We start from the raw sequence: 20116 nt of genomic DNA on the forward strand, positions 1-20116 counted from the left end.
AAGTGCGCGCAACAACCAATAACAACCATCGGAGAACAACATGAACACGGATCTCAACCGCGTCACCAAGCTACTGACTGCCGCACTTTGCGCCGCAATACTTGCCGCTCCCGCCACCGCGCGTGAGAAGCCGAGCCCGCTCGTCGCGGCGCGCGAGGTCAAGACCGACGTCGCCGGGCTGAAGGCGCCGGGGCAGATCCTGGTCGATGTCTGGGGCATCCCGCACATCTATGCCGGCAACGAGCACGACCTGTTCTTCCTGCAGGGCTTCAACGCCGCGCGCGATCGGCTCTGGCAGATCGATCTCTGGCGCAAGCGCGGGCTCGGCCTCTTGGCGAAGGATTTTGGCCCTGCCTATGCCGAGCAGGACAAGACGCTGCGCCTGTTCCTCTATCGCGGCGACATGAATGCGGAATGGGCCGCCTATGGCCCGAAGGCGAAATCCTATGCGGAGGCGTTCGTCGCCGGCGTCAACGCCTATGTCGCCGACGTCCAGGCGGGCAAGCGCGCGCTGCCGATCGAGTTCAGGATCGCAGGCACGATGCCGGATTTGTGGTCGGCAGAGGATGTCGTGCGCGTCCGCAGCCATGGCCTGACCCGCAATGTCGCCTCCGAGGTGAAGCGCTCGCGGGTCGCCTGCGCTGCAGGCCTCGATGCCGATCGCTTCCGCGTCAAGCTGGAGCCCACCTGGACCACCAGGATCCCCGATGGGCTCGATCCCTGCAGCGTGCCGAAGGCGGTACTCGCCGCCTACGATCTTGCCACGCGGCCGGTGAAGTTCGCCGCGCCGAAGGACCAGAAGGCGGCGCTGGCGCATGATCCCGACACCTACCTCGCCGAGGCCGACCAGCAGCGCGACACCATCGGCTCCAACAACTGGGTGATCGCGGCATCGCGCACCGCGACCGGACGTCCGATCCTCGCCAACGATCCGCATCGCGAGCACTCGGTGCCGTCGCTGCGCTACATCGTCGGCCTCAATGCGCCCGGCATCTCCGTGATCGGTGCCGGCGAGCCTGCGCTGCCGGGCATCTCGATCGGCCACAACGACATCATCGCGTTCGGGCTGACCATCTTCAACGTCGATCAGGAAGACCTCTACGTCTACGAGCTCAACCCGGACAATCCGAACCAGTACCGCTACGGCAGCGGCTGGGAGGACATGCGGATCGTGCATGAGAAGGAAGCGGTGAAGGGCGAGGCCGACCGCGATCTCGAGCTGAAGTTCACCCGCCACGGCCCGGTGATCTTCGTCGACGCCGACAACAAGCATGCGTTCGCGGTGCGCTCGATCTGGTTCGAGCCGGGCACCTCGGCCTATTTCGGCTCGTCCGACTACATGACGGCGAAGAACTGGAACGGCTTCCTCGGCGCGATGCGGCGCTGGGGCGCGCCGTCGGAGAACCAGGTCTATGCCGACACGTCAGGCAATATCGGCTGGGTCGCCGCCGGCAAGACGCCGCGCCGCGCCAGTTTCGACGGCCTGATGCCGGTGCCCGGCGACGGCCGTTACGAGTGGCAGGGCTTTCTGTCGCTCGACGAGCTGCCGAAGCTGTACCAGCCGAAGCAGGGCTTTATCGCCACCGCCAACCAGATGAACCTGCCGGCGGATTATCCGGTGGGTGAGCGCAGGGTCGGCTTCGAATGGGCCGACAGCGCGCGCTGGCAGCGCATCACCGAGGTGCTGCAGGCCAACAGCAAGGTGACGCTGGCGGACGCGATGGCGCTGCAGAACGACGACACCGGCATGCTCGCGCGGCGCCTCGTCGCGCTGCTGAAGCCGCTCACGTCGGATGATGCGAACGTCAGGAAGGGCCTCGATCTGCTCAAGGCGTGGGATGCACGCGACGCGGCCGATAGCGCGGCCGCCGCGGTTTATGAGGTGTGGATCGCAAACCATCTCGGCCCGGTGCTGCTCAAGACCACCGCGCCGAAGGCAGCCGAACTGATTGCGCCGGAGGCCTCCAGCATCTCCGCCATTGTCGGCTATCTCGAAAAGCCGGACGCGGCGCTCGGTAGCGATCCCTCAGCCGAGCGCGACCGCGTGCTGCGCGACAGCCTCGGCGAGGCGGTCGCCGATGTTGCCGACAAGCTCGGCCCCGATGCGTCGACCTGGCGCTGGGGCCGGCTGCATGTCGCGCAATTCAATCACGCGCTAATGCCGCTCGCCGACAAGGCGACCGCGGCGCAGATGCAGGTCGGCCCGCTCGCCTTCGGCGGCGCCGCCAACGTGCCGCGCGCCGCCACCTATCGCCGCTCCGACTATCATCTGATCTCCGGCGCTTCATTCCGCATGGTGCTCGATGTCGGCAATTGGGATGCGAGCCGCGCCGTCAACACGCCGGGCCAATCCGGCGATCCCTTCAGCGGCCACTACCGCGACCTCGCGCCGCTATGGGCGACGGGCCAGTATGTGCCGCTGCTCTACAGCCGCGGCGCCGTGGAAGCTGCAACCGCTGACGCGATCACGCTGACGCCGAGGTGAGGGGCGAGTACGTCTCACCGGCTGCGCCACAAACTCCAACGTCGTCCCGGCGAAAGCCGGGACCCATAACCACCAATGCCGATTGCTTTGCGGTGCTGGGGCCACAGCGTGCCTTAACAACCCAACTCTGTGGTAATGGGTCCCGGCCTTCGCCGGGACGACACCGAGTGTTCGGCACACTGTAGCCGCAACCGCGGACGCGATCACGCTGACGCCGAGGTGAGGGAGCGAGTGCGTCTCATCGGCTGCGCCACAAACTCCGCCGTCGTCCCGGCGAAGGCCGGGACCCATAACCACGAATGCCAATTGTCCTGCGATGTTGGGGCCGCAGCGTCGTTCAACAACGTAGTCCTGTGGTAATGGGTCCCGGCCTTCGCCGGGACGACGTCAAACGTGTGGCGAGCACCGCGCTCACTTTTCCTGCTTCTCCTGAAAGCGGAAGCGCGACCCGGGACTCATCGGTGCGAATGCCGACGCGGACTGCGGCGGTCAGCCACTATTCACTTTGTGCCATCAACGCGGCGGCGCATCTGGATCACTACAAGTTGACGTTTGCGATTTGCGCACGGACTTCCCGCGACGCTGTGCGCGGGGGTCCAAGAAGCGTCGGCTTCTGCCTGCTAGTCTGACCGATCGTGATCGCCGCCGGCCTGTGACGGTTCTCACATCCGGCGCGAGCACGCATTTTCTGGAAGCGATTGAAAGCTCAGCTGGTTACTTCACAGGAGCTGACCATGACGAAAATCATTCTTGTTTCGCTCGCAGTTGTTTCTCTGTCCACGGCGGCATTCGCGGATGCACGCACGGCACAACACCGGACCCACCAGCGTCTCGTGATGGGTACAGCACTAAGTCCTGCCGTGCTCAATGCCAACGCCAGTCTCAATGGCGATGTCAGCGACCGCGCGATGCGCATGCGGAGTCTTCGCGAGTCCGGCTACAACCCGAAGAACGATTTCGACGCCAACGGCAACGTGTGGGTCGGCAACTAACCGAGTACGGGAGGGCCTGGGGAGCCCTCCCTCAAAGCGCGCTCAAACTGGTTTATCCCGCTCGTTGGACCTGGCCGCTCGAATGAGCAGCGGCGGCTGCGGAGGATTACCTCGTCTGCTTCTCCTGACCAGGCATTGCCCGCAGCGTTGCATTGCATCCGCGGCGACGTGCGGTTATGTCCCGCCGACAGCCTGCAAACAGAGGTCGCGATGCTGCTGCCCGACGGTTACTCCGACATCCCCCACGGCAAGATCGCTGCCGTCGTCACCCATCTGGAAATGACCGCGCGTCCGCCGCTGCGCGACGACCCGCCCGGCGCGTGGCGCCTGCGCAAGGTCGATCCGCCAGCGCTCGACTGGTATCGCGATATCTATCGCCGGGTCGGCGAGGAGTGGCTGTGGTTCACCCGCACCGGGCTCGAAGACGCCGATCTCGCTTCGAGGATTCACGACCCCGGCAACGAGCTCTACGGGCTGGCCGTCGACGGCCAGGATGAAGGCCTGCTCGAACTCGATTTCAGCGTGCCCGGCGAATGCCAGCTGCTCTATTTCGGCGTCACCGCAAAATTCATCGGCACCGGCGCCGCGCGCTTCCTGATGAACCGCGCGCTCGAGATCGCCTGGTCACGCGACGTCAGCCGCGTCTGGGTGCACACCTGCACCTTCGACCATCCCTCGGCCGTCGCGTTCTACCAGCGCTCCGGCTTCCGTCCGTTCCTGCGGCAGATCGAGGTGGCCGATGATCCGAGGCTCGATGGCAAATTGCCGCGCGATGCGGCGCGGCACGTGCCGGTGATTGCATAGCTCGCCTAACGGACCGGATCAGGATCCGGTTGCAATGTGGCGCGGCCCATCTACGATGGTGCAAAGCGCAACCTTTGACCCGGCGTGGCCGCACACTTCGAAAGCTCTGCTTTCGAGGCACGGCCTCCTGCGGCATGATCGACGAGATGACAGATGTTTTTGATCGGCCAGTACGACTCGCCCTTCGTCCGCCGCACCGCGATCGCGCTGCGGCTCTATGGATTGCCGTTCGAGCACAAGCCGTGGTCGACCTTCGGCGATGCGGAGAAGGTTGCGGCCTACAATCCGGTGCGGCGGGTGCCGACGCTGGTGCTCGATGACGGCGAGGCGCTGATCGAGAGTAGTGCGATCCTGGATTATCTCGACGAGCTGGTCGGGCCGGGCAAGGCGATGATCGCGCGCTCGGGGCCGGAGCGGCGCAAGCATCTGCGCATCACGGCGCTGGCGACCGGGCTTGCCGACAAGGCGGTGAGCCTTGTCTATGAGCGCGTGCTGCGCAAGGAGCAGTTGAAGCTCTGGGTCGAGCGCTGCGAGGCGCAGATCGCGGGCGTGCTCGCGGTGCTGGAGCAGGAGCGCGCGGCGGTGCCGACGCCGTACTGGCTGGGCGATCGCATTGGTCATGCCGACGTCGCGGTGGCCTGCGCGCTGCGCTTCACCGGCGAGGCGCATCCGCATCTGTTCGACGCGCGCTATCCGGCGCTCAAGGCCCACGCCGCGCGCTGCGAGGCGCTGCCGCCGTTCCAGGAGATCGTGCAGCCGCTGGCGCCGCCGAGCGGCTAGTGGATGGCGCGACCCAGGCTGATTGGCGTGTACCCCTCGCGCGCGGATGTCGCGAGACCGTGTGATTATGACTCACAAGCGGCACCACACATTTGCTGTCGTCCCTGCGAAAGACGCGGGGACGACACCGGTAGATGCGGGCGATCCAGTACGCCGCGGCCCATCGGCTCAAGCAACGACAGCCCCTGGAATACTGGATCACCCGCATGCGCGAGGGCTTTGCAGAAGTCGCCCGGGATGATTCTCTTTTGGTGAAGGATTCGCCGGAGGGTCGGATGGCGGAGCGCCAGATTGGTCAATTGAGCTTTACAGATGGGCTGATGAATGACGCGGCCAGGGCCAATGCGCCATTGCAGCGAGTGTCGGAACTGGTCGACTGGAACGCGATTGAAGCGCTGCTGAGCGGCTTGCGCAGCGGGTCGATGGGGGCGCCAGCTTACCCGTCGCTGGCGCTGTTTAAGGCGCTGTTGCTGCAGCAATGGTATGGTCTGTCGGATCCGGGACTTGAGGAAGCACTGGTGGACCGCCTGTCGTTCCGGCGCTTTCTGGGCCTGTCGCTGAGTGAGCCGGTGCCGGATCATTCCACGCTGTGGCGTTTCCGCGAACAACTGGCCAAGAGCGGGCTGGCGGAGCGCGCTTTCGCCCTGATTACGGCGCAGATCGAGAAGTCCGGCTTCGTCTTGAAGCGCGGCACATTGATCGACGCTTCGCTGATCCGCTCGGCGGTAAATCCACCCGAACCACCGGATCCCGATTTGCCCCCGGATGCGGACGGGCGGCCGGCCAGCAAACTGGTCAAAAGCGCGCACGATCCTGACGCTGCCTGGACCAAGAAGGACGGCAAATATGCCTTCGGCTACAAGATGCACGTGGCGATGGACCAAGGCAGTCGCATCATCCGGCGCCTCGCCTTTACGCCAGCCAATGTCAACGACACCGTGCCCGCCGACGGGCTGATCTGCGGCGACGAGGCAACGGTCTACGCTGACAAAGCCTACGATACCATCGCGCGACGCGTGCGGTTGAAGGAGATGGATATTCGCGACGGCATCATGCGCAGACACAACCGCTGGCTTCGCTTGGGACCTTGGGCGGTGCGTCGTAATGCGGTCATCTCGCATCGACGCGCGCCGATCGAGCCGTTGTTCGCATTGCTCAAGCGCGTCTACGGTCTGGCGCGTGCCCGCTATCGGGGCCTGATGCGCAATGCCGCAGCTTTCCAGCTCGCCGCGACTGCGATCAATCTCCAGCGATGGGCCAGGACGCCACCCCAGATCGCCTAACCAAACCAGCCATCCAGCCATCATGGCTGACCCATCCAAGCCACTAACAGGCCCAAACAACCAGCGCCCGCCCCTGTCGATTGCTCGACTTTCGCAAAGCCCTCGCATGCGCGCATGATGACACCGCGGTGTTTGACGTCTTGAATCACGAACCATCCTCATCGTCGTCCTGGCGAAAGCCAGGACCCATTACCCCAAATGAGAACTGTTGTGCGATGCTGGGGCCACGATCCCGTTCATCATCAAGTGCGGTGGCTGATGGTGTGGACGGCCCCCTACGGCATCAGTGTGCCAGAATGAGGTTGTCTAGATCTCATACAAGGGAGCCGTCCGTGAACCAGATTATCCGCATTGGGATTGATACGTCGAAGTATATTTTTGTGCTGCATGGGGTTGATGCGGCGGAGCAGGTGGTGCTGCGCAAGAAGCTGTCGCGCAAACAAGTGCTGGAGTTCTTCGCCAAATTGCCGCCGACTGTGATCGGGATGGAGGCCTGCGGGGCTTCGCAACATTGGGCGCGTCAGCTTTCCAAGCTCGGTCACGAGGTGAAGCTGATGGCACCGCAATTGGTCAAACCCTACGTGATGCGGAACAAGAATGACGGGCGGGATGCAGAAGGCCTGTGTGAAGCGATGAGCCGGCCGAGCATGCGCTTCGTGCCGGTGAAGACGGCCGAGCAGCAGGCCGCGCTGATGCTGATGGGTGTCCGCGACGGATTGATCGTCCGGCGCACCCAGCTGACCAATACGATACGCGGCCACGCGGCGGAGTATGGCCTGATCGCCCCCAAGGGACTGGACGCGATCGAACCCCTGCTGGTGCGGATTGCGCAGGACGAGACGCTTCCGGTTCTGGCGCGCGAGCTGTTTGTGGTGCTGGGCCGGGAGCGCGTCAGGCTCGAGGGTGAGTTGGAGGCGGTTGAGGCCAAGCTGATGGCCTGGCACCGCGCCGATGCCACGGGCCGGCGCTTGGCTCAGATCCCCTCGGTCGGTCCGATCGTTGCAACCGCGCTGGTGATGAAGACACCTGATCCGCGCACGTTCCGTTCTGGTCGTCATTTTGCGGCCTGGCTGGGATTGACACCCAAGGACCACTCCACCGCTGGCAAGACCAGGCTTGGCAAGATCACGCGGGCTGGCGATGAGAACTTGCGCCGTCTGCTGGTGGTCGGGGCCACAGCGGTGATCCAGCAGGCCAGGCGGGGACGCGGTCATCACTCGCGCTGGCTGCTGGCCCTGATCAAGCGCAAGCCGCCGAAGCTTGCGGCCGTGGCGCTCGCCAACAAAGTGGCCCGTATCGCCTGGAAGCTGATGGCAACGGGCGAGAGTTACGAGGCGGCACGGATGAATCCCATGACAGCCGCCGCCTAATCGATTAGCCGGCGGGCTCGCTCGCCGGCCGACCGGAGCTGCAAGAGCAGATGGAGCGATCGATCGAGCAACGATGCGAGACAGTCCGCAGGACCCATCGGCCGCCAACAGGCCGCGTGGTTGTTTGGAACTCGCATCGCGCAAACCATCTTGGCCAGCGATCCATTCGATCGCACCCAACAGGCCGGACATATGGATGCAAGCGATCCGATCTCACCAAACAGCTCTTGTGCCACGGGGGCCGTCCACATATGGGTCCTGGCTTTCGTCAGGACGACATTGGTGAATGCGGCGCAGCTGGCGGTCGGTCGCGAGCGATACCCCTTGTCACTCGCCCCGCGACCCCGAGGCGCGCGCTTCGGGCTACCCATTGCCGGGCCGATCTTCTATGGTGAACCGTTCGGGTCGCATGGAGCGAACTCGATAATTCCATGATATCAAAGGCTTAAGGCTCGGATCGAAGCCTTTGGAGGGCGGTTTGACGCGGTATATTTCGACCAGGGGTGAGGCCCCGGTGCTTGGCTTCTGCGATGTGATGCTGACCGGGCTTGCCCGTGACGGCGGGCTCTACGTGCCCGAGACCTGGCCGCAACTGTCGCCCGAGACCATCGCTACCTTCTTCGGCCGTCCCTATTGGGAGGTCGCGGTCGAGATCATCCGTCCGTTTGTCGCCGGCGAGATTTCCGACGCCGAGCTCGGCCGCATGGCCAACGAGGCCTATGCCACCTTCCGCCATCCCGCGGTGGTGCCGCTCGACCAGGCCGGGCCGAACCAGTTCCTGCTCGAGCTGTTCCACGGGCCGACGCTGGCGTTCAAGGACGTCGCGATGCAGCTGATCTCGCGGCTGATGGATCACGTGCTGGCCAAGCGCGCGCAGCGCACCACCATCGTGGTCGCGACCTCGGGCGATACCGGTGGCGCCGCGGTCGAGGCTTTTGCCAATCTCGACAATGTCGACCTCGTCGTGCTGTTCCCGAACGGCCGCATCTCCGAGGTGCAGCGCCGCATGATGACGACGACCGGCGCCGCCAACGTCCACGCGCTCGCGATCGAAGGCACCTTCGACGATTGCCAGGCGCTGGTGAAGGCGATGTTCAACAACCATCGCTTCCGCGACCAGGTGGCGCTGTCGGGCGTCAACTCGATCAACTGGGCGCGCATCGTCGCGCAGGTGGTCTATTACTTCACCTCGGCGGTCGCGCTCGGCTCGCCGCAGCGCACCGTCGACTTCACGGTGCCGACCGGCAATTTCGGCGACATCTTCGCGGGCTATGTCGCCAAGCGGATGGGGCTGCCGATCCGGAACTTGCGCATCGCCGCCAACGTCAACGACATCCTGGCGCGCACGCTGAAGACCGGCATCTACGAGGTGCGCGAGGTACACGCCACGACGTCGCCGTCGATGGACATCCAGGTGTCGTCGAACTTCGAGCGGCTGCTGTTCGAGGCGAGCGGCCGCGACGCCGATCAGGTCCGCCGCCTGATGGCCTCGCTGAAGCAGTCCGGCCGTTTCGTGCTGCCGGATGCGACGCTGGCCGCCGTGCGCCGTGAGTTCGACGCCGGCCGCGCCGACGAGACCGAGACGGCGGCCGCGATCCGCGCCGCCTGGCGCGAGGCGGGCGATCTGGTCGATCCCCACACCGCGGTGGCGCTCGCGGTCGCCGACCGCGACACCTCGGATTCCAGGATCCCGAACATCGTGCTGTCGACCGCGCACGCGGCCAAATTCCCCGACGCGGTGGAAGCCGCCTGCGGGGTGCGTCCGCAGCTGCCGGTCTGGCTCGGAGGCCTGATGAGCAAATCCGAACACATCACGGTCATGAAGAATGATTCCGCCGAGGTCGAGCGCTTCGTGCTGTCGGTCAGCCGTGCTGCCAAGCAGGGAGTTGCCTGATGGGCGTTGAAATCACCAAGCTGCCGAGCGGACTGACAATCGTCACCGACACCATGCCGCATCTGGAAACCGCGGCGCTCGGGGTCTGGGCCGGCGTCGGCGGGCGCGACGAGAAGCCGAACGAGCACGGCATCTCGCATCTGCTCGAACACATGGCGTTCAAGGGCACGGCGCGGCGCTCCTCGCGCGAGATCGTCGAGGAGATCGAGGCGGTCGGCGGCGACCTCAATGCCGGGACCTCGACCGAGACCACGGCCTATTATGCGCGGGTGATGAAGGCCGACGTGCCGCTGGCGCTCGACGTGCTGTCCGACATCCTCGCCAACCCGTCCTTCGTGCCGGACGAGCTGGAGCGCGAGAAGAGCGTCATCGTGCAGGAGATCGGCGCGGCGCAGGATACGCCCGACGACGTCGTGTTCGAGCATCTCAACGAGCTCTGCTATCCGGAGCAGCCGATGGGGCGCTCGCTGCTCGGCACCGCCAAGACGCTGAAGGTCTTCGATCGCGACATGCTGCGCGGCTATCTCTCGACGCATTACCGCGCCCCCGACATGGTGGTCGCGGCCGCCGGCGCGGTCGATCACGTGCGGATCGTCGAGGACGTCACGCAGAAGTTTGCGAGCTTCGACGCCACCCCGGCGCCGAAGCCGCAGGTCGCGATGTTCGGCAAAGGCGGCTCGCGGGTGGTGCATCGCGACCTCGAGCAGGCGCATCTGACGCTAGCGCTCGAAGGCGTGCCGCAGACCGACCCGTCGCTGTTCTCGCTGCAGGTCTTCACCAACACGCTCGGCGGCGGGATGTCGTCGCGGCTGTTCCAGGAGGTGCGCGAGAAGCGCGGGCTGTGCTACTCGATCTACACCTTCCACGCGCCCTACACCGACACCGGCTTCTTCGGCCTCTACACCGGGACCGATCCGGCGGATGCGCCGGAAATGATGGAAGTCATCGTCGACGTCATCAACGACGCGGTGGAAACCCTGACCGAGGCCGAGGTCGCCCGCGCCAAGGCGCAGATGAAGGCCGGCCTGTTGATGGCGCTGGAAAGCTGTTCATCGCGGGCCGAACAATTGGCACGCCATGTGCTAGCCTATGGCCGGCCGCAGACGGTGGAAGAACTGGTGGCCCGGATCGACGCGGTCAGCGTCGAATCGAGCCGCAACGCCGCCCGTGCCCTGCTGGCGCGCAGCCGGCCCGCCGTTGTCGCGCTCGGCAGCGGCAGGGGTCTGGACACGGCGGTGGCTTTTGCGGAAGGATTGACGACGTCGAAGGCAAAGACGCTGCTGCATTAAGAATTTTGCTTACCTCGCCCCGCGCTTGCGGGGAGAGCATAGGCCGCCTACCGGCGGCCGTTGAAGGACATACGCCGAGGCGGAGCCTCGGCTATGGCCGAAGGCTTCGGGTGAGGGTAGAGCCGCAAGACCGAATCTGCGGTAAGACCCCTCACCCCGACCCTCTTCCCGCAAGGGCGGGGCGAGGGAGAAGTGGCGGGGAGTGTTGGGCCATGGCCCTGTTTCGTTTGCCGTCCAATGGACCCGCTGCACTGATGCCGCGCGGTCACGGGCTGTTGCTGCGCGCGCCGCAGATGTCGGATTTCCCGCAATGGGCGCAATTGCGCGAATTCAGCCGCGCCTATCTCACGCCGTGGGAACCGATCTGGCCCTCCGACGACCTGACCCGCGCCGGCTTCCGCCGCAGGCTTCGCCGCTACACCGAGGATATCGCCGCCGACCGCTCCTATCCGTTCATCATCTTCCGCGAATCGGACGGGGTGATGATCGGCGGCATCACGCTCGCCAATGTCCGCCGCGGCATCGTGCAGGCCGGCACGATCGGCTACTGGGTCGGGCTGCCGCATGCCCATCGCGGCTACATGACGACGGCGCTGCGGGTGCTGCTGCCCTCGCTGTTCGGCGAGCTCAATCTGCACCGCATCGAGGCGGCCTGCATTCCCTCCAATGCCTCGTCGATCCGCGTGCTGGAGAAGTGCGGCTTCACCCGCGAGGGCCTGGCGCGGCGCTATCTCTGCATCAACGGGATCTGGCAAGACCATCTGCTGTTCGGCCTGCTGCACGAGGATTTCCGCGGCTGATCCGTAAGCCTTTTTGTGGATGGCGGTGCCACCCTCGATGCCTTGGGTTCGCCGCCATTGCCTTGCTATAACGGCCGCAAAACAGGGAACCCCGGTTGGGAAATTTGAGGATATTGATGGGTGAAAGGGTGATCAGGTTCGCGCTCGCAGCGGCGGTATCGATCGGTCTCGGTGCCACTTTGTTGCCTTCGGCAGCTCCTGCGCAGTCGCTGAGCGACCGCTTCAAGAGCCTGTTCGGCGGAGGCTCGTCCGACCAGGACAAGCCGGCGACGCCCGCTGCGCCGCAGCAGCTCAACGATGCCGACGCCGAACTGACCTGCCCGCCGGTGCAGATCCGCTCCGGAGCCTCGACCTATTCGGTGGCCGCGAACGGCAAGGAAGCGGTCGGCAACGACGTCAAGTTCCTCGCCTCGATCACGCGCACGGCGCGGCAATGCAATCTGAACAGCGGCCAGATCACGGCCAAGATCGGTATTCAGGGGCGGATCATTGTCGGTCCCCAGGGCGCGCCACCGAGCATTCAGGTGCCGCTGCGCGTTGCCGTGGTGCAGGGCGGCGTCGGCGAGAAGACGATCATGACCAAGGCCTACACCACCACGGTGCAGATGGACGAAAGCGGCAGCGTGCCGTTCAGCCTGGTCGCCGAGGACGTCGTCTATCCGGCGCCGTCGCCGGCCGACAACGACAATTACATCTTCTATATCGGCTTCGACCCGCAGGCGCTGAAGCCGGAGCCCAAGGCCCGCGCGCCGCACAAGAAGAAGTAACAGAGCGTTTTCGAGCGAAGTGGACGCCGGTTCGCGTGACGAAAACGCGTCAAACGGACGAATTTGGCCAAAACAAAAGGCCGGCGCGATGAGCTCGCGCCGGCCTTTTTTAAGGAGTTCAGATCGCGTCAGTTCAGCTTGGAGCGGACTTCGGCGATGCCCTTGCCGACGAGGTTGTCGGCAACCGAGCCCTTGACCGACTGCGACAGGATGGTCGAGGCGGCGGTCACGGCGGCGTTGGCCGCGGCGGCGCGGACATCGGCCACGGCCTGGGCCTCGGCCTGGGCGATCTTGCTCTCGGCGGTCTTGGTCCGCCGCGCGACAAAATCTTCCATCTTGGTCTTGGCTTCGGCCGCGATCCGCTCGGCTTCGGCCTTGGCGTTGGAGATGATCTCCTCGGCCTCGCGCTCCGCGCTGGCGCGGCGCGCCTTGTACTCGCCGAGCAGCTTATTGGCCTCGTCCTTCAGACGGCGGGCGTCTTCCAGCTCGGCCTTGATGCGCTCGGCGCGGTGGTCGAGCGCCGTCAGCAGGGTGCGATGAACGCCGAGATAGCCGAACACGACCAGCAGAAGGACGAAGGCGATCGCAACCCAGGTTTCCGGTTCGTAAAACATCGTCTATCCCTTCAGCGACGCGTCGACGGCGCTGTTGACCGCATTGGCGTCCGGCGTGACGCCGGCAAGTTGCTGGACGATGGCGCCGGCCGCATCGGCCGCGATGCCGCGGACGTTGCTCATGGCGTTGGTCCTCGTCGTTGCGATCTGCTTCTCGGCGTCGGCGAGCTTTGCCGCCAGCTTCTCTTCCAGCGCCTTGCGCTCGGCTTCCGACGCCGCGTTCAGCTTCTCGCGGGTCTCGTTGCCGATCGCCTGCGCGTTGGCGCGCGCATTCGCCAGCTCGGTCTCGTAGGCCTTCAGCGCCGCGTCGGACTCGTCCTTCAGCTTCTGCGCCTCGGCCAGATCGCCCTCGATCTTGTTTTGACGTGCATCGATCGTCCCGCCGACGCGCGGCAGGGCGATACGCGACACGATCAGGTAGAGCGCGACAAATGCAATCGCCAGCGACACCAGCTGCGAGGCGAAGTTGGACGAATCGAACGGCGGAAAGGCTCCGCCGTGATGTCCGCCGTCGGTCTCGGTGTGGGCGCCGGCTTTCTGGCCTTTTGCCTCGCCATGACTCTCAGCCATGGTGTTCTCCTGTTGCTGTCATGCGCGCCGCCCTTGGAACGAACCTTGGGCGGCGCGAAGGGGTTACCGCAAAGCGGAACCGGGTTACCGCAGAGCGGAACCGGGGTGCCGCTCAGAGCGGAACGAACAGCAGGAGCAGCGCGATCAGCAGCGAGAAGATGCCGAGCGCTTCGGTCACGGCGAAGCCGAAGATCAGGTTGCCGAACTGGCCCTGAGCGGCCGACGGGTTACGCACCGCAGCGGCGAGGTAGTTGCCGAAGATGATGCCCACGCCGACGCCCGCGCCGCCCATGCCGATGCACGCGATGCCCGCGCCGATAAGTTTTGCTGCTGCCGGTTCCATATGTAGCTCCTTGAGAAAGATAGACAGATTGGTGGGTGGAGATTCCCCGGACCGCTTAGTGTCCCGGATGAATGGCGTCGTTGAGGTAGATGCAGGTCAGGATCGCGAACACGTAGGCCTGCAGGAACGCGACCAGCAGTTCGAGGGCATACAGCGCAATCGTGAGCGCCAGCGGCAGCACGCCGCCGACCCAGCCGAGCGCGCCCAGCGAGAAGCCGAGCATCGCGACGAAGCCCGCGAACACCTTCAATGCGATGTGGCCGGCCAGCATGTTGGCGAACAGACGAACGCTGTGCGAGACCGGCCGCAGGAAGAACGACAGGATCTCGATGAACATGACCAGCGGCAGGATGTAGATCGGAACGCCGTGGGGGACGAAGATGCTGAAGAATTTCAGGCCGTTCTTGTAGACGCCGTAGATCAGGACGGTGAAGAACACCAAAAGCGCGAGCGCCGCGGTGACGATCAGGTGGCTCGCGATCGTGAAGGTGTAGGGGATGACGCCGACCAGGTTCGAGACGCAGAGGAACATGAACAGCGAGAAGATCAGCGGGAAGAACTTCATGCCTTCCGCGCCGGCCGTGCTGCGAATCGTGGTGGCGACGAACTCGTAGGAGATCTCGGCGACCGACTGCAGCCGTCCCGGAACCAGTTCCCGGCCGCTCGCCAGCATCAGCAGCGCAATCAGCAGCACCGCGATGAGCATGAAGAGCGAGGAATTGGTGAAGGCGATCGTGTGATTGCCGATGTGGCCGAGCGTGAAGAGGGGCTCGATATTGAACTGGTGGATCGGGTCGATTTTCATCCGCGCGGCTCTTGGTCCACCGGCTATCGTGCCGGTAATCGAATTTCAAATGTCGTGACTTCCCGCCAGCGCTCAGCGCTTGCCCGAGGCCACGCCCGCGGACCTCACCACGTTGACCACCCCGGCGACGAAGCCGAGCAGCGTTAACACGATGAAGCCGAATGGCGACGTCGACAGCAAACGGTCGAACCCCCAGCCAATCGCCGCTCCGACGGCAACGCCCGCGATCAGCTCCGAGGAAAGACGAAAACCGAGCGCCATAGCCGAAGCTCTGGCCGCACTGTCCCCGCTTTCATTACCGGATTGATCAGTCTTGCTCCTGCGGCTGTCGCGAATTTCTGACAACCGATGATCGAGACTTCCGAGCCTTGCGGAAAGCGCAGCTTCGTCAGGAGGCGATTGATCGCGACTTCCATTTGCGCCGTCGTTGGTGTTCTCAGCCATGCTGCAAACACTAACCGATGCCGCGGATGATGGAAATTGCGCCCGTCCCCGTCAAAAGCCGCGCGGACCATACTTACCGCGTCTAATCAAGTCAAGATTGCGTCGTAACCAGTTATTGCTTTGATTCTGCTGGTTTTATTTGGAGATATTCAAGGTCAGAGTGACGCAGTGATCGCAGTGCAACAGCTTGCGTGGCATTGAGCGATATTGCGTGGCTATTCCCGCTCTGCTGGGATCGCCGAAAGTCCCGTCCTCTCACGCAGTCAGGTTCCGCATGTCGCGCCAGATCGATTACTACTTCTCGCTGCAATCCCCCTGGGCCTATATCGGCCACAAGCCCTTCGTTCGACTCGTAAGCACTTACGATCTCAAGGTAAATTACCGGCCTGTGCTGCTGGTCGATCTGTTCTCCGAGACCGGCGGACTGCCGCTCGCCAAGCGCCATCCGGTGCGGCAGCGCTATCGGATGATCGAGTTGCAGCGCTGGCGCGACAAGCGCGGGCTGAATTTTCATCTGCAGCCGGCCAACTGGCCGTTCAACGGGCGCCTTGCCGATGGCGTGGTGATCGCGATGCTCGAGTCCGGCCTCGACCCCGAGCCGTTCCTGCAACGGGCCTATCCCGCGGTGTGGGAGCAGCAGCTTAATCTTGCTGATCCTGAGACGCTGGTGAAGCTCGCCGACGATGCCGGTTTGCCCGGCCGGCAGCTGGTCGAGCGCTCCGGCACTGAAGCGATCAGCGCGGCCTATGAGCAGAATCGCCAGAATGCACTGGACGCCGACGTGTTCGGCTCGCCCGGATACGTGCTCGATGGCGAGGTGTTCTGGGGCCAGGACCGGATCGAATTGCTTGAAGACGCGTTGAAGTCGGGCCGCAAGCCCTATAGCTCTGTGGTCTAGGGCAGGAATCAGGTTGAGGCGGAGCAAGCCATGCCCATCGCGATGTCGCCGTCGAAATTGTCCATCGCAATTGCTGCCATCCTGATCGCAAGCGGCGGCGCGGCGATCGCGCAAACCGCGCCGGACACCGAAAATGGCCGCTACGCATTGTCTCCGGCCGGCGACGGTTTCCTGCGGCTCGACACGCACACCGGCGCCGTGTCGACCTGCACCAATTCCAGCGCCGGCTGGGCCTGTTACATGGTGCCGGATGAGCGGGCGGCGCTGGATGCCGAGATCGGTCGCCTGCAAGCCGACAACGACAAGCTCAAGGGCGAGCTCGCTGCGCGCGCACCGTCGGCCAAGACCGACGAGGCGTTGCCGAAATCGGATCAGCTGAAGAAGGCGGAGCCCAAGACCGAGCCGAAGGTCGCCGAGGGCGAGCGCAAGATCGAGATCCCGCTGCCGAGCGACCGCGACATGGATCGCATGATGTCGTTCCTGGAACGGGCCTGGCGGCGGCTGATCGAGATGGCCAACCGCGTGCAGCGCGACGTCAATGGCGGCAAGATTTGATGTTGTGCTGGCGCCGTCTATCCAGCGTCGTCCCGGCCTAGTGCGCAATTGCGCACGGGAGCCGGGACCCATAACCACCGCTGGGAGTTGGGTGGCTAAGCTGGCAACTCCAAATCTTCGTAACTGAGGGGCCGCGGAGTATGGGTCCCGGCCTTCGCCGGGACGACATAGTGAGAGTTACAGATGAACTCATCGAGGACCATCACGCACTCGGCGCCATCCTCCGTCGCGGCAACCAGCATCGTGTCGTCGCGCCTGGCGGTCGAAACGTCGGGCGCCGGCTTTACCGACATCACGCGCGAGGTCGCCAAATTCCTGCGCGAGGCGCGTGCCGGCGAGGGTGCGGTCACGCTGTTCATCCGCCACACCTCGGCCTCGCTGACAATCCAGGAGAATGCCGATCCGACCGTGCTGGTCGATCTGAAGAATGCGCTCGACCGCGCAGCGCCCGAAGACGGCGGCTGGCGTCACGACACCGAAGGCCCTGACGACATGCCGGCGCACATCAAGACCATGCTGACGGCGACCTCGCTGCAGGTCCCCGTGCTCGACGGTCAGATGGCGCTCGGCACCTGGCAGGGCATCTATCTGATCGAGCATCGCGCCCGTCCGCACCGGCGCGAGATCGTGCTGCAATTCGTCGGCGCCACGCGCTGACACGCGCGACCTATCTTTCAAGACCTCGCCTCCAAATGACATCGGCCGCGGATCGCTCCGCGGCCGATGCATTTTGATCGCGATGTCGACGGTCAGGTCTTGGTGATGTCGACGTCCTTGGTTTCCGGAATGAACAGCGCGCCGACCACGACGGTGATTGCGGCGAAGATGACCGGATACCAGAGACCGGAGTAGATGTCGCCGGTCGAGGCGGTGATCGCGAACGCGGTCGCCGGGAGCAGGCCGCCGAACCAGCCGTTGCCGATATGATAGGGCAGCGACATCGAGGTGTAGCGGATGCGGGTCGGGAACAGTTCGACCAGCATGGCGGCGATCGGGCCGTAGACCATGGTGACGTAGAGCACCAGGATGAACAGCAGGCCGATGACCGCGGCCACCTGCGGACGGAAGACATCGAACGGGTGCGACATCTTCACGATGCCGGCGTCACCCGGCTTCGGATAGCCCGCCGCCTGCACCGCCGCGAGGATTGCGGGGTTCGACGTCTTGGCGTCCGTATACGGCACTTCCTTGTCGTTGATCAGGATCTTCACCGGCGAGCCGGCCGGGCCCGGCACCGTCGAATATTTCACCGACGATTGGGCAAGGAAGGCGCGGGCGGTGTCGCAAGGCGCGCTGAAGACGCGGGTGCCGACCGGGTTGAACAGATCGCCGCAGCCGGCCGGATCCGCAACCACCTGCACCTTGACCGTCTCATAGGCCTTCTCCAGCGCCGGATTGGCGTTGGTCGTGATCATCTTGAAGATCGGGAACAGCGTGAGTGCGCCGATCAGGCAGCCGGCCAGGATGATCGGCTTGCGGCCGATCTTGTCCGACAGCGCGCCGAACACCAGGAAGAAGCCGGTGCCGAGCAACAGAGACCAGGCGATCAAGAGGTTGGCGGTGTAGCCGTCGACCTTCAGGATCGATTGCAGGAAGAACAGCGCGTAGAACTGGCCCGTGTACCAGATCACCGCCTGGCCCATGGTCAGGCCGAGCAGCGCGAGGATCACGATCTTGGCGTTGCTCCAGGTCGCGAAGGCCTCGGTCAGCGGCGCTTTGGAGGTCTTGCCCTCCTCCTTCATCCGCTGGAACACCGGCGATTCGTTCAGCCGCAGCCGGATCCAGACCGAGATGCCGAGCAGCAGCACCGACACCAGGAATGGAATGCGCCAGCCCCAGTCGGCGAAGTCCTTTTCGCCGGTGAGGGTTCGCGTGAACAGGATCACCAGCAGCGACAGGAACAGTCCAAGCGTTGCCGTGGTCTGGATGAACGAGGTGTAGTAGCCGCGCTTGCCGGGCGGGGCATGCTCAGCGACATAGGTCGCGGCACCGCCATATTCGCCGCCGAGCGCGAGGCCCTGCAGCAGGCGCAGCGAGATCAGGATGATCGGCGCCGCGATGCCGATGGTCTTGGCGTTGGGCAACAGGCCGACGATGAAGGTCGACAGACCCATGATCAGGATGGTGACGAGGAAGGTGTATTTGCGGCCGACGATGTCGCCGACCCGGCCGAACACGATCGCGCCGAACGGGCGCACCAGGAAGCCCGCGGCGAAGGCCAGCAACGCGAAGATGTCGCGGGTCGCCGGCGGATAGTCCGAGAAGAACTGCGCGCCGATGATGCCGGCCAGCGAACCGTAGAGATAGAAGTCGTACCACTCGAACACGGTACCGAGCGACGACGCGAGGATGACGAAACGCTCATCCTTTGTCATGCCGGCGGGCCGCGCCGAAGTTGCAGTCATAGTGGACATCTGGATTGCTCCCCCCGAAATATTGCTGCCATGCTCGCCCCCGGCTGGCGGGTGAGGCCCGAATAGGCCCTCGGCTTGAGATGAAGGTAACATCGCAGTGAAACCCGCCCCAATAAGACTTTTGGCCTTTTCAGGATCGAACCTATCTTCTGAAGGAAGAGCAGGATGGAGCGCCTCCGCAGGCGTCTATTGCGGCGCACAAGCTGCGCGGGTTAACCGCGTTGGCATCTGGTATTATCAAGCGCTTGCGTGATACTGCCGCGCGGGCGAAAACCGAGCGACGCGGGTTTGCCTAAGGCCCGCTTGTGGGACTGAGATGACTGCTGCTGCCAATACTCATCTTGTCATCGCCGACGACCATCCGCTGTTCCGCGATGCGTTGCGTCAGGCGGTGTCGAGCGTCGTGAGTTCGGCCACGATCAGCGAGGCCGGATCGTTCGAGGATCTGACCGCGCTGCTGGAACGGGACTCCGAGGTCGACCTGATCCTGCTGGACCTGAGCATGCCGGGGATCAGCGGTTTCTCCGGCCTGATCTATCTGCGGGCGCAGTATCCGGCGATCCCGGTGGTGATCGTATCCGCCAGTGACGATGCCGGGACCATCCGCCGCTCGCTCGACTTTGGCGCTTCCGGTTTCATCCCCAAGCGCTTCGGCGTCGAGACGCTGCGGGATGCCATCATGAAGGTGATGGAGGGCGACGTCTGGGTGCCGCCGGACACCGATCTGTCGGCGGCCGGCGATCCCGACATGACGCGGCTGCGCGACCGGCTGGTGACGCTGACCCCGCAGCAGGTGCGGGTGCTGATGATGCTGTCCGAGGGGCTGCTCAACAAGCAGATCGCCTATGAGCTCGGCGTCTCCGAAGCCACCATCAAGGCCCATGTCTCGGCGATCCTGCAGAAGCTCGGCGTCGAAAGCCGCACCCAAGCCGTGATCGCCGCCGCCAAGATCGCCGGCGGCCAGTGGCGCCAGGGCACGCCGCCGACGTAGTCCCGAGCAACTCCAGCT

The 20116-nt window shown here is 64.5% G+C and carries 20 protein-coding genes; 14 read left to right on the forward strand and 6 right to left on the reverse strand.

The genetic code is table 11. The annotated features are described in order from the left end of the window. Positions 1-40: 40 nt before the first annotated feature. From J2R78_RS20440 to J2R78_RS20485, 10 genes are all read left to right on the forward strand, one after another. Entirely contained in the window at positions 41-2485 is a 2445-nt protein-coding gene (locus J2R78_RS20440) for a penicillin acylase family protein (protein WP_253606432.1), read from the forward strand. Between the two features lie 734 nt (positions 2486-3219). After that, positions 3220-3477 carry a hypothetical protein gene (locus J2R78_RS20445; protein WP_253606433.1) on the forward strand — a complete coding sequence of 86 codons (258 nt, stop codon included), beginning with the start codon at positions 3220-3222 and terminating at the stop codon, positions 3475-3477. Between the two features lie 210 nt (positions 3478-3687). Beyond that, on the forward strand, positions 3688-4281 hold the full coding sequence (locus tag J2R78_RS20450; RefSeq protein ID WP_253606434.1) for an N-acetyltransferase: 594 nt from the start codon (positions 3688-3690) through the stop codon (positions 4279-4281). A gap of 153 nt (positions 4282-4434) precedes the next feature. Continuing rightward, positions 4435-5061, forward strand: a complete 627-nt coding sequence (locus J2R78_RS20455; RefSeq protein WP_253606435.1) for a glutathione S-transferase family protein — start codon at positions 4435-4437, stop codon at positions 5059-5061. 134 nt (positions 5062-5195) lie between these two features. Then, entirely contained in the window at positions 5196-6344 is a 1149-nt protein-coding gene (locus J2R78_RS20460; protein WP_253606436.1) for an IS5 family transposase, read from the forward strand. 332 nt (positions 6345-6676) lie between these two features. Then, positions 6677-7714 carry an IS110 family transposase gene (locus J2R78_RS20465; RefSeq protein WP_253605065.1) on the forward strand — a complete coding sequence of 346 codons (1038 nt, stop codon included), beginning with the start codon at positions 6677-6679 and terminating at the stop codon, positions 7712-7714. Positions 7715-8192: 478 nt separating this feature from the next. Next, positions 8193-9608: a threonine synthase gene (gene thrC, locus J2R78_RS20470; RefSeq protein WP_253606437.1), complete on the forward strand. Its 1416-nt coding sequence runs from the start codon at positions 8193-8195 to the stop codon at positions 9606-9608. Next, on the forward strand, positions 9608-10897 hold the full coding sequence (locus J2R78_RS20475) for a pitrilysin family protein (RefSeq protein ID WP_253606438.1): 1290 nt from the start codon (positions 9608-9610) through the stop codon (positions 10895-10897). Before thrC ends, J2R78_RS20475 begins: the two co-directional genes overlap by 1 nt. Positions 10898-11109: 212 nt before the next feature. Further along, a complete protein-coding gene (locus J2R78_RS20480; RefSeq protein WP_026191927.1) occupies positions 11110-11697 on the forward strand; it encodes a GNAT family N-acetyltransferase in 588 nt (195 codons plus the stop codon). A 116-nt stretch (positions 11698-11813) separates the two neighbouring features. Further along, complete coding sequence (locus tag J2R78_RS20485) at positions 11814-12464, forward strand: hypothetical protein (RefSeq protein WP_057019442.1); 651 nt, start codon at positions 11814-11816, stop codon at positions 12462-12464. Positions 12465-12592: 128 nt separating this feature from the next. On the opposite strand, the gene J2R78_RS20490 is transcribed toward J2R78_RS20485, so the two are convergent. The 5 genes from J2R78_RS20490 to J2R78_RS20510 form a co-directional block, all read right to left on the reverse strand. Beyond that, positions 12593-13078 (reverse strand): ATP F0F1 synthase subunit B, encoded by a 486-nt coding sequence (locus tag J2R78_RS20490; protein WP_253606439.1) that lies wholly within the window; start codon positions 13076-13078, stop codon positions 12593-12595. A gap of 3 nt (positions 13079-13081) precedes the next feature. After that, the gene (locus J2R78_RS20495; RefSeq protein ID WP_076830944.1) at positions 13082-13648 is read right to left on the reverse strand and encodes a F0F1 ATP synthase subunit B; all 567 of its coding nucleotides are present in this window, start codon (positions 13646-13648) and stop codon (positions 13082-13084) included. A gap of 112 nt (positions 13649-13760) precedes the next feature. Next, positions 13761-13991, reverse strand: coding sequence for a F0F1 ATP synthase subunit C (locus J2R78_RS20500; protein WP_016847054.1), 231 nt, complete (start codon positions 13989-13991; stop codon positions 13761-13763). A 55-nt stretch (positions 13992-14046) separates the two neighbouring features. Next, on the reverse strand, positions 14047-14796 hold the full coding sequence (locus J2R78_RS20505) for a F0F1 ATP synthase subunit A (RefSeq protein WP_016847053.1): 750 nt from the start codon (positions 14794-14796) through the stop codon (positions 14047-14049). A 72-nt stretch (positions 14797-14868) separates the two neighbouring features. After that, complete coding sequence (locus tag J2R78_RS20510; protein ID WP_028338953.1) at positions 14869-15240, reverse strand: AtpZ/AtpI family protein; 372 nt, start codon at positions 15238-15240, stop codon at positions 14869-14871. 274 nt (positions 15241-15514) lie between these two features. Here J2R78_RS20510 and J2R78_RS20515 point away from each other — a divergent pair, with 274 nt between their 5' ends. The 3 genes from J2R78_RS20515 (at position 15515) to J2R78_RS20525 (ending at position 17350) form a co-directional block, all read left to right on the forward strand. Next, a complete protein-coding gene (locus tag J2R78_RS20515; protein ID WP_225160800.1) occupies positions 15515-16138 on the forward strand; it encodes a 2-hydroxychromene-2-carboxylate isomerase in 624 nt (207 codons plus the stop codon). 30 nt (positions 16139-16168) lie between these two features. Continuing rightward, entirely contained in the window at positions 16169-16693 is a 525-nt protein-coding gene (locus tag J2R78_RS20520; RefSeq protein ID WP_253606441.1) for a hypothetical protein, read from the forward strand. 183 nt (positions 16694-16876) lie between these two features. After that, positions 16877-17350 carry a secondary thiamine-phosphate synthase enzyme YjbQ gene (locus tag J2R78_RS20525; RefSeq protein WP_253606443.1) on the forward strand — a complete coding sequence of 158 codons (474 nt, stop codon included), beginning with the start codon at positions 16877-16879 and terminating at the stop codon, positions 17348-17350. Between the two features lie 92 nt (positions 17351-17442). On the opposite strand, the gene J2R78_RS20530 is transcribed toward J2R78_RS20525, so the two are convergent. Further along, positions 17443-19107 (reverse strand): MFS transporter, encoded by a 1665-nt coding sequence (locus J2R78_RS20530; protein ID WP_035631004.1) that lies wholly within the window; start codon positions 19105-19107, stop codon positions 17443-17445. Between the two features lie 316 nt (positions 19108-19423). Between J2R78_RS20530 and J2R78_RS20535 the strand changes: the two genes are divergently transcribed. Next, positions 19424-20098, forward strand: coding sequence for a response regulator transcription factor (locus J2R78_RS20535; RefSeq protein ID WP_057019436.1), 675 nt, complete (start codon positions 19424-19426; stop codon positions 20096-20098). Positions 20099-20116 lie beyond the last annotated feature (18 nt).

Source organism: Bradyrhizobium sp. USDA 4538 (assembly GCF_024171045.1).
Taxonomy (GTDB): Bacteria; Pseudomonadota; Alphaproteobacteria; order Rhizobiales; family Xanthobacteraceae; genus Bradyrhizobium; species Bradyrhizobium australafricanum.